10 protein-coding genes are annotated in these 13,337 nt (G+C 63.8%); 2 read left to right on the forward strand and 8 right to left on the reverse strand.

What is annotated here, in order from left to right; translation table 11 throughout:
* Positions 1-313: 313 nt before the first annotated feature.
* The 7 genes from Q352_RS20490 to gcvA all read right to left on the reverse strand — a co-directional run bounded on the left by Q352_RS20490 (position 314) and on the right by gcvA (position 9,013).
* Positions 314-736 (reverse strand): nucleoside deaminase, encoded by a 423-nt coding sequence (locus tag Q352_RS20490; protein WP_051528821.1) that lies wholly within the window; start codon positions 734-736, stop codon positions 314-316.
* Between the two features lie 412 nt (positions 737-1,148).
* Complete coding sequence (locus Q352_RS0109320) at positions 1,149-1,355, reverse strand: hypothetical protein (RefSeq protein ID WP_028499110.1); 207 nt, start codon at positions 1,353-1,355, stop codon at positions 1,149-1,151.
* Positions 1,356-1,707: 352 nt separating this feature from the next.
* Positions 1,708-1,890, reverse strand: coding sequence for a hypothetical protein (locus Q352_RS0109325; RefSeq protein WP_028499111.1), 183 nt, complete (start codon positions 1,888-1,890; stop codon positions 1,708-1,710).
* Between the two features lie 527 nt (positions 1,891-2,417).
* Positions 2,418-4,100, reverse strand: coding sequence for an acyl-CoA dehydrogenase family protein (locus Q352_RS0109330; protein WP_028499112.1), 1,683 nt, complete (start codon positions 4,098-4,100; stop codon positions 2,418-2,420).
* 65 nt (positions 4,101-4,165) lie between these two features.
* A complete protein-coding gene (locus tag Q352_RS0109335; protein WP_028499113.1) occupies positions 4,166-5,206 on the reverse strand; it encodes an ABC transporter substrate-binding protein in 1,041 nt (346 codons plus the stop codon).
* Between the two features lie 84 nt (positions 5,207-5,290).
* Positions 5,291-7,990: an aconitate hydratase AcnA gene (acnA, locus tag Q352_RS0109340; RefSeq protein WP_028499114.1), complete on the reverse strand. Its 2,700-nt coding sequence runs from the start codon at positions 7,988-7,990 to the stop codon at positions 5,291-5,293.
* A 114-nt stretch (positions 7,991-8,104) separates the two neighbouring features.
* Complete coding sequence (gcvA, locus tag Q352_RS0109345) at positions 8,105-9,013, reverse strand: transcriptional regulator GcvA (protein ID WP_028499115.1); 909 nt, start codon at positions 9,011-9,013, stop codon at positions 8,105-8,107.
* 228 nt (positions 9,014-9,241) lie between these two features.
* Here gcvA and acnB point away from each other — a divergent pair, with 228 nt between their 5' ends.
* Positions 9,242-11,827, forward strand: coding sequence for a bifunctional aconitate hydratase 2/2-methylisocitrate dehydratase (acnB, locus tag Q352_RS0109355; RefSeq protein WP_028499116.1), 2,586 nt, complete (start codon positions 9,242-9,244; stop codon positions 11,825-11,827).
* A 146-nt stretch (positions 11,828-11,973) separates the two neighbouring features.
* The gene (locus Q352_RS0109360) at positions 11,974-12,429 is read left to right on the forward strand and encodes an SgcJ/EcaC family oxidoreductase (protein ID WP_028499117.1); all 456 of its coding nucleotides are present in this window, start codon (positions 11,974-11,976) and stop codon (positions 12,427-12,429) included.
* A 76-nt stretch (positions 12,430-12,505) separates the two neighbouring features.
* Here the strand turns inward: Q352_RS0109360 and loiP are convergent, their stop codons facing one another.
* The gene (gene loiP, locus Q352_RS0109365) at positions 12,506-13,267 is read right to left on the reverse strand and encodes a metalloprotease LoiP (RefSeq protein WP_036385846.1); all 762 of its coding nucleotides are present in this window, start codon (positions 13,265-13,267) and stop codon (positions 12,506-12,508) included.
* Positions 13,268-13,337: the final 70 nt, after the last annotated feature.

A 13,337-nucleotide genomic window follows, 5' to 3' on the forward strand; every position in this document is an offset into this window, starting at 1 on the left:
CATTATGAAACTATCAATTAGTATTTTCTGTTACTCACAATGCATTTTTGTAAACATTTGTATCACGGCTGGCGGTGAACACAAAATGCAGGCCGGCTGATCGCGGCGTAGCGTGGGCATTCCGTTGCGCTGAACGGCAGATCAGGCCCGGCACAAACGGAATGTGGATCAGCCCGGATAGGAGCGATGCCGGATGGAAGAAGTTCCACCGTTCGTCGCTTGGGCGATTGCCATGACTCTTCCGATCGGCACATGACGCCGGCGAGCCACCCGGTCAGGTGGCTTGCGTGGCGGAGCCGGAAGCCGGCTTGAATCAGTGCGGAGCCGGGGAGGCGCTCAGCAGCGGACCGATAATGCGGGTCGAATCGATGGTTTCATCCTGGCTGTAGCCGGTGTCGGTGCTGGGATGCGGGTAGGCGTAGAGGACGCGGGAGATGCCGCTGCAGAGAATGGCGGCGACGCACAGCGCGTTGGGCTGGCAGTTGGTGTACAGGGTCAAGGCCTTGCGGGGCAGGCTGTCCAGTTGCTTCAGCAGACGGATCAGATTGATCTCTGCATGGGCCGTGGGGTCTCCGGAAGTGGATTCGGTGTTGTGCGCTTCGGCGACGACGCGTCCGCGCGGGTCCGCCAGCAGGGCGGCGTAAGGCTTGTTGCCGCGCGAGACGGCGATATCGGAGAGATCGACGGTCCGTCGCAGCAGATCGAGGTCGGAAGGAGTCGGTTGTGTAGTCGACACGGTAGTCTTCAGGGTAGTCAGGGAAAGCGTTTCGGGTAGTCGTCTCCAGACAGGAATGCCACCCGTATTTGACGCTATTGTCCCTTCCTCGGCGCGCCGGCATCTGACCTTGGTCAAGTCGGAAGCAGGCGGGGCAGGCGGCGGCTGCCGGGGCCGCCCATGCAGGTCAGTCCAATTGACTGACATTCACACCGGACTGCGAATCGCTATTAAAACCTGGCTGCGTCATTCAGGTATTGCCGTTCCGGCCATATTAAGGTCGGCAGTGCCGGGGAGAGGGAAAGCCCGGCTCGGCTCAGGGAGAGGATTGGTGAGAATGTGTTTCGGGAGACGTTGATTCATTAACCTGCACTGGCTGGCACCATGCTGGCTGACTGCTGGAACGGTTTTTTTCGTCAGGATTGCCGCCGTGTCAGCTCTTGGATTCGGGTATTGAACGGGGGAATGGCATGCTGGGCGGCTCCTGGCGGGCCGTGATGCGGTTGTAAAGCATCGCCATGCGATTCGCTTCCTTTTCCATGACATAGGTGCCGGGCAGGGTGATTCCCCGGGGCGAAATGACGACCCAGCAACGCTGTTCTAGGCCGCTTTGAATTTGCATGATGGTATAGGCCGACATGGCGCTCTCCGCATGGGACAGGATCAGACAGGTATCTGCACGTGCAGAAGATATTACAGACTGTACGTAAATGTCGATGATTTTGTTGTTTGACAATGCGCATATCGGCCAGCATAAAATATTTCAAGTTTTCCATATTGAAATGTTATTTTCAGGCTGTTATGTCGGCATAGATTCTATTGAATACTCAATGTGGGAGCATGAAATATCAGGTAATGACGTTAAGATTAAATGAAACAAGGATATGCAAAAAGAAATATTAGGGTCGCGTTAGTCAAAATGGACTAGGTTGCCGCCGGCAAAAGAAAACGCCCCGCCAGGGCGGAGCGTTTTCTGATCGGAGTGCGCCGGGTCAGGCGAGCACTTCGCCTTCGCGGGCAATTTGCCACTTGGTGGTGTCAAAGCCCTGACGCAGCAACGCGCGTCGGACATTGCTGTGCTTGGCGTTGGACGGCACGCGCAGTGCCGGTACGAACTGGCCGCCGGCAAGCGGGCGGGCATGGATGATCAGAAAGTCGTTATGGATCGAGTTCATGATGGTGGTTTTCCTTATAGTTGTTGTACCTGCCGTCATTTGGCAGGGGTCATGCAGTCGGCCTGGGCCGGATAGTCGAAAAGCGATATAGGTGTCATGGCAAGCTCCTTGCCGTTGGCGTCGAAACGCGTCGGGCGGTCTGCGGCGGCAGAAAATCTGCGCTGCTGACGAATAGTAGGCTTGCGATTGTTACGGGAAATCGCCTGGACTGCAGCGTTGTGTAACCGTCGGTCTGGAATGGACCCGAATCAGGTATCGCCCTGTCGGGTCCATGCGCTGCTACAAGCAGCATAGACGGTGACAGGGTGGATGCAAGGCCGACGGGAAGGACTGGCAGGCATCGCCGGACTTGTGTGCTCAATAAGACACAAGTGCAACCTTGCTGCTTGGGTGCAGTGGTTGCCTGTGGCCGAAAGCAATCGGCCCGCGTAGGCGATGACTTGCAAGTCGCTGAATCTTCATGAGAAGCTACAGCGTCCTTGCACCCTAACATGATTTTTGCTGGCGTGCAACATTTTGTGCTGCGTTCAGGCCCAGTGGCGGTCAAGCATGCGGGTGTCGCCCGCCGCCAGTCCGTCGAGGGCGAGAGTGCCGCTGACCCTGCCATGGGCCAGCAGACCACCGTCGCCAAGGCGGCTGGCGATAAACAGCCCGGACACGTCGGCGGGCGCATGTTCGCGCAGCAGCCGGGCCTGTTCGAGCAGGATGATGCCCTGTGCCAGCCGCCTTGCGTGCGCCTCCTGCACGTCGGCTGGCTGGGCCAGCAGCGCCTGCAGGGTGTGCAGGCAGCCGCTCAGCAGCGAGTCGTCGCGGAAGGCGGCTGACCAGTCGGCCAGCAGCAGGGCGGCACCGTCCGGGTCGCGCTGGAGGGCGCGCAGCACGTCCAGGCACATGACATTGCCCGACCCCTCCCAGATCGAGTTCACCGGTGCCTCGCGGAACAGGCGCGCCAGTGGCGCGTCCTCGACATAGCCGTTGCCGCCCCAGATCTCCATGGCCTCACCGGTCAGTTCGATGGCCCGCTTGCAGATCCAGAATTTCGCGGCCGGTGTCACGATGCGGCGGTAGGCCCGTGCCAGCGGATCGGGCTCCGGGGCGGCGGCCTGCTCGAACGCAGCGGCGAGCCGGATCATCAGCCGCGTGGCCGCCTCGCTTTCCAGCGCCATGTCGATCAGTACATTGCGCATCAGCGGCTGTTCCCGCAGCGGGCGGCCAAAGGCCGAACGATGGCGGGTGTGGTGCAGCACTTCGACCAGAGCCCGGCGGATCAGTGCGGCGCTGCCGATTACGCAGTCGAGGCGGGTATGGGTGGCCATCTCCAGCAGGATCGGGATACCGCGCCCGGCTTCGCCGACCGGCATGGCCCACGCATCGTGAAACTCGACTTCACTGCTGGCGTTGGAGCGGTTGCCGAGCTTGTCCTTCAGCCGCTGGATATGGACGGCATTGCGACTGCCGTCAGGTCGCCAGCGCGGGACAAAAAAGCAGGACAGCGGGCCGTCGCGCGGATTGTCCTCGCGGGCGACCACCAGGTGCGCGTCGCACATCGGAGCGGAAAAGAACCACTTGTGGCCGTTCAGCCGCCAGGCGCCGCGGCGCCCGCCGGCGGTGGACGGCACCGCCCACGAGCGGTTGCTGCGCACATCGGAGCCGCCCTGCTTCTCGGTCAGGCCCATGCCGATCAGGGCGGCGTACTTCTGTTCCCAGGGCAGATCGCGCGGGTCGTGCTCGCGGCTCAGCAGCAGCGGGCCGAGGCGGGAGAACAGCCCGGGGTCCTGCTGCAGGACCGGGATGGCGGCGAAGGTCATCGTGGCCGGGCACAGCGTGCCGGACTCGACCTGGCCCTGCAGAAAGTAGCCCGCCGCACGGGCGGCCCAGACGCCCGGACGCGGGTCTGTCCACGGCAGCGCATGCAGGCCTTCGCCGCGCAGCAGCGTCAGCAGGGTGTGCCATGACGGATCGAAGGTGACGGTGTCGATGCGCTCGCCAAGCCGGTCGAACACCTGCAGGGTCGGCGGATGGCGATTGGCCCGGTCGCCGAGTGCCAGGATGTCGGCGGCGCCGAGCGTGGCGCCGATGCGGCGCAGGGTTTGATCAAAGTCGCTGGCGCCGGCGCGGCGGACTGCGTCGCGCAGCACCGGATCGCTGGCATACAGGTTGTAGCCGCAGAGATCGGGGACCTGATTGTCGTGGGGGCGTGACGGGCTCATGGGGGAAATCCGCGCAGGAGACGCTTCACAGCGTAGTGCATGCGCGGTCCCGTTGCCGGTTGCTGTCAGCGCTGGTGTTTCTCGGCGGCGGCGATCACCTTGCCGGCAATATCGGCCGGCACCCATAACTTGACCTGTTCCGGGTAGCGGACAATGTAGGCGCGTGCCAGCGTGCGCCAGTCCTGCTTTTGCGTCGATTGCCGTGCCAGCGTTTCGTTCAGGCGGTCGATCGGCACCGAGAAACGCTGCAGGACCGAGACCAGGACCGGGTCGGCGGCGTGGAAGGCGCGCGATGCGCCGGCCTGGATCACCGCGTCCGGCGAGGCGGATGCGCATGGCGCCGGATTGTCCTTGTCGGCCAGGGTCTTGAAGCAGGCTTCGTTGTATGCCGGTTCCTGCAGCTTGATGAAGCGGTATTTGCCCATCAGCGCGGTCGGTGTCCAGTAGTAGAACAGCACCGGCTTGCCTCGGCGGTAGGCCGAGGCCACCTCGGCATCAAGTGCCGGACCGGTGCCGGGCCGGAAATTGGTATAGCTGGTGGTCAGCCGGTAGGCTTTCAGTTTCTGCGAGTTGACGCCTTCGCAGGTCCAGCCGGTCGGGCAGTTCAGGAAGCGTCCCTTGTCCGGGGATTCCGGGTCCCGGAACAGGGCGGCGTAGCGCGGCAGGTCGGCTACCGATTTCAGCGCCGGGGCTGCGGCGGCAATGCCGCGCTTGCGATCGCCGTTGACCAGATAGTCCGGCACGTACCAGCCTTCGCTGGCGCCGGTAAGGGTCTTGCCGAGGCCGACCACCTTGCCGGCGGCAGCGGCCTGGTTCCAGGCGTCGCTGCGACCGATCCACTCCTCGGCGATGACCTGGATGTCGTTGTTGGCCAGTGCGTTTTCCATGGTGACGGTATTGCCGGGCAGGGCATCGGTCGTGCAGCCGTAGCCGGACTCGAACACCTCGCGCAGCAGCTCGGTCAGAAACGACGCGCTTTCCCAGTTCAGACCGGCGAATCTGACCGGCTTGCCGGCGGCGCACCAGGTCGACGGCGGGCTGGCCGCCTGCGCCGCAGTGGACACGGCCAGCAACAGGGTGGAGGCAAGGATTGTGGTTTTCATCATGGCTGTTTTTTTCTCCGTGAGAAAGCCCGCACGGGCCGCCGCTGCCTGCATGGCGGCGGCCCGCCTGGTCCGGGCCGGTGAGGCTCAGGCCGCAGCCAGCAGTTCGCGCAGCACGTACGGCAGGATGCCGCCGTGACGGTAGTACTCGACCTCGATCGGGGTGTCGATGCGCGATGTGACCGCGTGGCGTTCGACTGTGCCGTCGGCACGGTGGATGACCAGCGTCATGTCCTGTTGCGGCACCAGCTCGCCATCGACACCATCGATGTCGAAGGTTTCGCTGCCGTTCAGCCCCAGCGTGCCGATGCTGTCGCCATCCTTGAATTGCAGCGGCAGTACGCCCATGCCGACCAGGTTCGAGCGGTGGATGCGCTCGAAGCTGCGGGCGATGACCGCCCTGACTCCGAGCAGCATGGTGCCCTTGGCCGCCCAGTCGCGCGACGAACCGGTGCCGTATTCCTCGCCGGCCAGCACCACGGTCGGAATGCCCTGCTGCAGGTACGACTGGGCCGCGTCGTAGACCGTGGTCTGACGGCCGTCATACAGCGTGAAACCGCCCTCGACCGGGCTGCCGTCCGGATTCGGCGGCAGCATCAGGTTCTTGACCCGCACATTGGCGAAGGTGCCGCGGATCATGATGTCGTGGTTGCCGCGCCGGCTGCCGTAGCTGTTGAAATCGCGCTTCTGCACGCCGTGCTCGACCAGATAGCGGCCGGCCGGGGTGCTGTCCTTGAACGAACCGGCCGGGCTGATATGGTCAGTGGTCACCGAGTCGCCGAGCAGCAGCAGCGGTTTGGCGCCGCGAATGGCACCGACCGCATCATGCTGCATGCCGAAGCGGTCGAAGAACGGCGGCCTGGCGATATAGGTCGACTGCGGCCAGTTGTAGACCTGGCCGGTCGGGGCCGGAATGGCATTCCACAGATCGTGGTCGCGGGTGAAGTCGCTGTACTTCTCGCGGAAGACCGCCGGGTCCATCGCGATCGGCATCAGCCTGGCGATTTCATCCGAGTTCGGCCAGATATCGCGCAGATAGACCGGATGGCCGTCGTTGCCGATGCCGAGCGGCTCGGTTTCCATGTCGATATTGACCCGGCCGACAATGGCGAAGGCAACCACCAGCGGCGGGCTGGCAAGGAAGTTGGCGCGCAGGTTCGGGTGAATGCGCGCCTCGAAGTTGCGGTTGCCGGACAGAACGGCGGCGCAGACCAGATCGTGCTCGACAATTGCCTGGTTCAGCTCCGGCGTGATGTCACCGGCGTTGCCGATACAGGTGGTGCAGCCGAAAGCGGCGACATCGAAGCCGAGCGCTTCCAGCGATGGCATCAGCCCGGCGGCCGTCAGGTACTCCGGCACCACGCGCGAACCGGGGCCGAAACTGGTCTTGACCCGCGGATGAACGCTGAGTCCTTTCTCGACCGCCTTTTTCGCCAGCAGGCCGGCGGCGAGCAGCACGCCGGGGTTCGAGGTATTGGTGCAGCTGGTGATGGCGGCGATCAGCACATCGCCATGGCCGACATCCTCGGCATCACCGGCGACGACATGGCGCTCGCCGAGTTCCGCCGTCGGCCGGTTGAAACCGCTGGCGGCGGTTGGCGCAGACAGCAGATGCTCGAAGGTTTCGCGCATTTTCGGCAGGGCGATGCGGTCCTGCGGCCGTTTCGGGCCCGCCAGCGACGGCGTGATGGTGTTCAGGTCGAGGGTCAGCGTCTTGCTGTAGTCGATGTCGCCGGCCTGCGGGATGCCGAACAGGCCCTGGGCCTTGAAATACGCCTCGAACAGTTCGATTTCCGCATCCAGGCGGCCGGTGCCGCGCAGGTAGTCGAGGGTCTTGTCGTCGACCGGGAAGAAGCCCATGGTCGCGCCGTATTCCGGCGCCATGTTGGCGATGGTCGCGCGGTCGGTCACGGTCAGGCTGGCCGTGCCCTCGCCGAAGAATTCGACGAACTTGCCGACCACCTTCTCGCGTCGCAGCAGTTCGGTCACCGTCAGTACCAGGTCGGTCGCGGTCACGCCCTCGCGCAGCTTGCCGGTCATCTCGACACCGACCACGTCCGGCGTCAGGAAATAGACCGGTTGTCCGAGCATGGCGGCCTCGGCCTCGATGCCGCCGACCCCCCAGCCGACCACGCCGACGCCATTGATCATCGTCGTGTGGCTGTCGGTGCCGACCAGGGTGTCCGGGTAGACCACGCCGTCCTTGACCCGGACGCCGCGGAACAGATACTCGAGGTTCACCTGGTGGACGATGCCGATGCCGGGCGGGACCACCTTGAAGGTGTCGAACGCCTGCATTCCCCATTTCATGAACTGGTAGCGCTCGCGGTTGCGCTGGAATTCCAGCTCCATGTTCTGCCGCAGCGATTCGGGCGTGCCGTAGTGGTCGATCATCACCGAGTGGTCAACCACCAGGTCGACCGGCACCAGCGGTTCGATGGTCTTCGGGTCCTTGCCCAGTCCGTCCGCCACATTGCGCATGGCGGCCAGGTCGCAGAGCAGCGGTACGCCGGTGAAATCCTGCAGCACCACGCGCGCGACCGTGAACGGGATCTCGTCGGTTCGTGCCGCGTTGGGCTGCCAGTTGGCCAGCTGGCGCACGTGCTCCGGGCTGACCTTGATGCCGTCACAATGACGGTAGACCGATTCCAGCACCAAGCGGATCGACACCGGCAGGCGGGATACGGGGCCGACCCCGGCCGCCTCCAGCGCAGGCAGGCTCGCATAGCGCAGCGACTGGCCGGCGGCCTGCAGGGTGGCGAGGGCAGGGAAGAGAGACTCACTCATGGCAACACTCCTGTTTCTGGCATCACAGTGTTACAGCATGGAACCGTCCGGCGGCGAACTCAAGCATCCTGACATGTCTTTGCTGCGGATGCCGGCCAAAGAGTGCATTCGGCTTCAGTGCTGGCCCGGCGCCTGCTGCAGCGCATTGGCGCAGCTTTCCAGCCACTGGCAGAACGCGGCGATGGCCGGATCGTTGACCATGGCGCGCGGCACGATCCAGCAATAGCCGCGTACCGGCACCACCGGCCGCGGCAGCGGTGCGACCAGGGTGCCGGCATCGATTTCGGTCTGCATCATCGGCAGCGGGCCGAGGGTCACGCCCAGCCCGTCCATGGCTGCCTGCAGGGCCAGATAGAAGTGGTCGAAATGCTGGGTCGAGGCCGGCTTGAGATCCGGCACGCCGGCCAGCGTCAGCCAGCGCTGCCATGCGGTCGGTCGCGTGTCCGCATACAGCAGGGTGTGACGGGCCAGATCGCCCGGCTGCCGGATCGGCAGCCGTTCCAGCAGTTCGGGGCTCAGCAGCGGCTGTTCCCATTCGTCGAGGAACGGCTTGGTCATGTAGCCGGGCCAGTCGCCGGGGCCGCGGCGGATGGCGACATCGAACGGTACGGTCAGGCGGCTGATGTCGCGGTCCGAGGTCATCATCCGCAATTCCACTTCCGGGTACTGGCGCTGGAACTGCGACAGCTGCGGCAGCAGCCAGTGCATGGCCAGTGTCGGCGTGGAATTGATCGTCAGCCGGCGCGGGCGGTCCGGCTGCATCAGCTGCGCGGTCGCATTGGCGATGATGTCGAGCCCGTCCTGGACCTGCACCAGATAGCGCCAGCCGACATCGGTCAGCTTGACCCGGCCGCCGGCGCGTTCGAACAGCCTGACACCGAGCCATTCCTCCAGTTGCTTGATCTGCTTGCTCACAGCACCATGCGTGACGTACAGCTCGTTGGCAGCGGCGGAAAAGCTTGCCAGCCTTGCTGCTGCCTCGAAGGCACGCAGGGCGTTCAGCGGTGGGAGATGTGTGCTCATGGTGTGAGTTTATCTCACAAGCGTTGTGGCGATTACTCGTTTGTGCGCCGGCGACGATTCAGCGTACTCTGTCGCACAAGATAAAAGGGTCCCGCGCCAACCGGATGCCGGACGACCCGGACCAGGATACGCAGCATGCCGCCGACGCCCGGTTCCTGCAGGAACCGGACCAAAGACGCCGCGCCGGCATGCGGGCAAAACGCAACCGCAACTGCAAAGGTCAACGCCATGCTTGAAGCCTACCGCAAACACGTCGCCGAACGTGCCGCCCTCGGCATTCCGCCGCTCCCCCTCACCGCACAGCAAGTGTCCGAACTGGTTGATCTGCTGAAGAACCCGCCGGCTGGCGAGGAAGCCTTCCTGGTCGATCTGATCACTCATCGCGTGCCGCCGGGCGTGGACAATGCCGCCAAGGTCAAGGCCGCGTTCCTGGCCGCGCTGGCGCAGGGCAGCGACAGCTGTAGCCTCATCAGCCGTGCCAAGGCGACCGAACTGCTGGGCACGATGCTGGGTGGCTTCAACATCAAGCCGCTGATCGACCTGCTCGGCGATGCCGAAGTGGGCGTCGTCGCTGCCGACGGGCTGAAAAAGACCCTGCTGATGTTCGACTACTTCCACGACGTCAAGGAACTGGCCGACAAGGGCAATGCCAATGCGCGCGGCGTGATCGAATCGTGGGCGAACGCCGAATGGTTCACCAGCCGTCCGTCCGTGCCGGAAAAGATCACCGTGACCGTGTTCAAGGTGACCGGCGAAACCAACACCGACGACCTGTCGCCGGCGCCGGATGCCTGGAGTCGCCCGGACATCCCGCTGCACGCGCTGGCCATGCTGAAGAATGCGCGTGACGGCATCACCCCGGACCAGCCGGGTACGGTCGGCCCGATCAGCCTGCTGGAACAGCTGAAGGGCAAGGGCAACCTGGTCGCCTACGTCGGTGACGTGGTCGGTACCGGTTCCAGCCGCAAATCGGCGACCAACAGCGTGATCTGGCACACCGGCGAAGACATTCCGTTCGTGCCGAACAAGCGCTTCGGCGGCGTCTGCCTCGGCGGCAAGATCGCCCCGATCTTCTTCAACACCCAGGAAGACTCGGGCGCGCTGCCGATCGAAGTCGACGTGTCGGCGCTGAACATGGGCGACGTGGTCGAGATCTACCCGTACGACGGCAAGATCGTCAAGAATGGCGAAACCGTTGCCAGCTTCGCGCTGAAGAGCGACGTGATCCTCGACGAAGTGCGCGCCGGCGGCCGCATCAACCTGATCATCGGCCGTGGCCTGACCGCCAAGGCCCGCGAGTCGCTGGGCCTGCCGGCCTCGACCACCTTCCGTCTGCCGAAGGACCCGGCTGCAGCCAGCAACGGCTTCACCCTGGCGCAGAAGATGGTCGGCCGCGCCTGCGGCCTGCCGGAAGAGCAGGGCGTCCGCCCGGGCACCTACTGCGAACCGCGCATGACCTCGGTCGGCTCGCAGGACACCACCGGCCCGATGACCCGTGACGAACTGAAGGATCTGGCCTGCCTCGGCTTCTCGGCCGACCTGGTCATGCAGTCGTTCTGCCACACCGCTGCCTACCCGAAACCGGTCGACGTGAAGATGCACCACGAGCTGCCGGAATTCATCCGCAACCGCGGCGGCGTCAGCCTGCAGCCGGGCGACGGCGTGATCCACAGCTGGCTCAACCGCATGCTGCTGCCGGATACCGTCGGCACCGGCGGCGACAGCCACACCCGCTTCCCGATCGGCATCTCGTTCCCGGCCGGCTCCGGTCTGGTGGCGTTTGCCGCTGCCACCGGCGTGATGCCGCTGGACATGCCGGAATCGGTGCTGGTCCGCTTCAAGGGCAAGATGCAACCGGGCATCACCCTGCGTGACCTGGTCAATGCCATCCCGCTGTACGCCATCAGGCAGGGCCTGCTGACCGTGGCCAAGGCCGGCAAGAAGAACATCTTCTCGGGCCGCATCCTGGAAATCGAAGGGCTGCCGGACCTGAAGGTCGAGCAGGCATTCGAACTGACCGACGCCTCGGCCGAGCGTTCCGCCGCCGGTTGCACGGTGCAACTGAACGAAGCGCCGATCGCCGAGTACCTGACGTCGAACATCACCCTGCTGAAGTCGATGATCGCCAACGGCTATGGCGATGCCAAGACGCTGGGTCGCCGCATCAAGAGCATGGAAGCCTGGCTGGCCGCGCCGAAGCTGCTGAAGGCCGATGCCGACGCCAGCTACGCCGCCGTGATCGAGATCGACCTGGCCGACGTGACCGAGCCGATCCTGGCCTGCCCGAACGACCCGGACGACGTGAAGATCCTGTCCGAAGTGGCCGGCACCAAGATCGACGAAGTGTTCATCGGTTCGTGCATGACCAACATCGGTCACTTCCGCGCTGCCGGCAAGCTGCTCGACGGCAGGACCGACATCCCGACCAAGCTGTGGATCGCCCCGCCGACCAAGATGGACGAGAAGCAACTGACGGAAGAAGGCTACTACGGCATCTTCGGCCGCAGCGGCGCCCGTACCGAAATGCCGGGCTGCTCGCTGTGCATGGGCAACCAGGCCCAGGTGCGCGAAGGCGCGACCGTGGTGTCGACGTCGACCCGCAACTTCCCGAACCGTCTGGGCAAGAACACCAATGTGTACCTGAGCTCGGCCGAACTCGCGGCGATCACCTCGCGCCTGGGTCGCATCCCGACCGTGGCCGAGTACATGGCTGATGTCGGCGTGATCGATGCCAAGGCGGCGGAAGTCTATCGCTACCTGAACTTCAACGAGATCGAGTCGTACCAGGAACAGGCCGACAGCGTGAACGTGTGATGCCTGCCGTCAGCTGACGGTAGCGTCACCCCGGAACTGCCCCGCTTCTGCGGGGCAGTTTTTATTTTAAAGTCATTGTTTGGCGGAAAAATTTCCTTGTGTCATATTGAGGGTGTCGCCTTTCACCCCGGTCAAGGATATCTTTCATGAAATTCCGCCTGTTTTATGTTGCTCTCACCCTCGGTCTGGTCTCCGGCCCGGTCCTTGCCCGTTCCGTGGTCTGCCACAAAGCGGGGGAGCGGGAAGTGGCCGCGCTGTTCGATCGCTGGAACGACTCGTTGAAGACCGGCGATCCGGCCAGGGTGGTGGCCAATTACGCCACGAATTCCATACTGCTGCCGACCCTGTCCAACCAGCCCCGGCTGACACCGGAAGCCAAGGCCGACTACTTCGAGCATTTTCTGGCGAAGAAGCCGGACGGGAAAATCGACAGCCGCTGGATCGAGGTCGACTGCAATACGGCGGTGGATGCCGGTCTGTACACCTTTACCTTCGGCGATGGCAGCGTGGCTCACGCGCGCTACAGTTACAGCTACAAGTGGAATGGAAAAAAATGGCTGATCACCAGCCACCACTCATCGCTGATGCCGGAGAAAAACTGATCGCAAGACCGCCGGTTTCCGGCATGACAATAAAAACGCCCCGGACCATGCCGGGGCGTTTTTGCTGGTGCCAGGCTTACTTGCCGCTGGCGAGGCGGTCCTGGATATGCTTGGCGCGTGCGGCCGAACCCGGGTGCGAGCTCATCATGCTGCTCTGGCCGCCGTCCATGTCGGCCAGCTTCTGGAAGGCGGTGACCAGGCCTTCGCGCTTCATGCCCTTGCGGGTCAGCAGATCGAACGAGTAATCGTCGGCGGCGCTTTCCTGCGACTGCGAGAACTGGGCATTGATCAGCTTCTCGGTCAGATCGCCGAGTTGCGACGTGCTCAGCGCGGTCACGGTGGCATTGCCGGAGGCAGCGGCGGCGCTGCGGGCGGCGGAGACGGCATAGGCGGTTTGCATCGCCTTCTTGCTGTGGCCGAGCGCCACGTGGCCGATTTCATGGCCGATGACGCCGCGCAGCTCGTCGTCGTTCATCTTGTCCATCAGGCCGCTGTACACGCGCACGCAGCCATTGGCCATGGCCCAGGCGTTCACATCACTGGTCAGATAGACCTTGAAGTTCAGCGGCTGGCCGTCCAGATTGTTGCCGAACGGCTTGACGACCTTGACCAGACGCTTTGCATACTTGTTGCCGGCCGGTGCAATCTTCGACTGCTTGTCGCTCTGGGCGCAGGCCTGGGCCGACAGCGACTTGACGTCGGCGTCGCTGAGCGTTGCCGCCTTCATCGCCAGGCTGCCGGTCTGGACCAGTGCGTCCGGGTTGAGCTTGCCGCCGGCGCAGGCGCCCAGGGCAAGGGCGAGGGTAATCGGGGTGAGGATCGTGAGTGTCCGCTTCATGTTGGGCTCCATGGGGTTTTTGTAATACTTAGTGGGTCATAATTGTATAAGGTTAATTTGATGTCGTTGT

The sequence above is a fragment of the Microvirgula aerodenitrificans DSM 15089 genome, assembly GCF_000620105.1.
GTDB classification, from domain to species: Bacteria; Pseudomonadota; Gammaproteobacteria; order Burkholderiales; family Aquaspirillaceae; genus Microvirgula; species Microvirgula aerodenitrificans.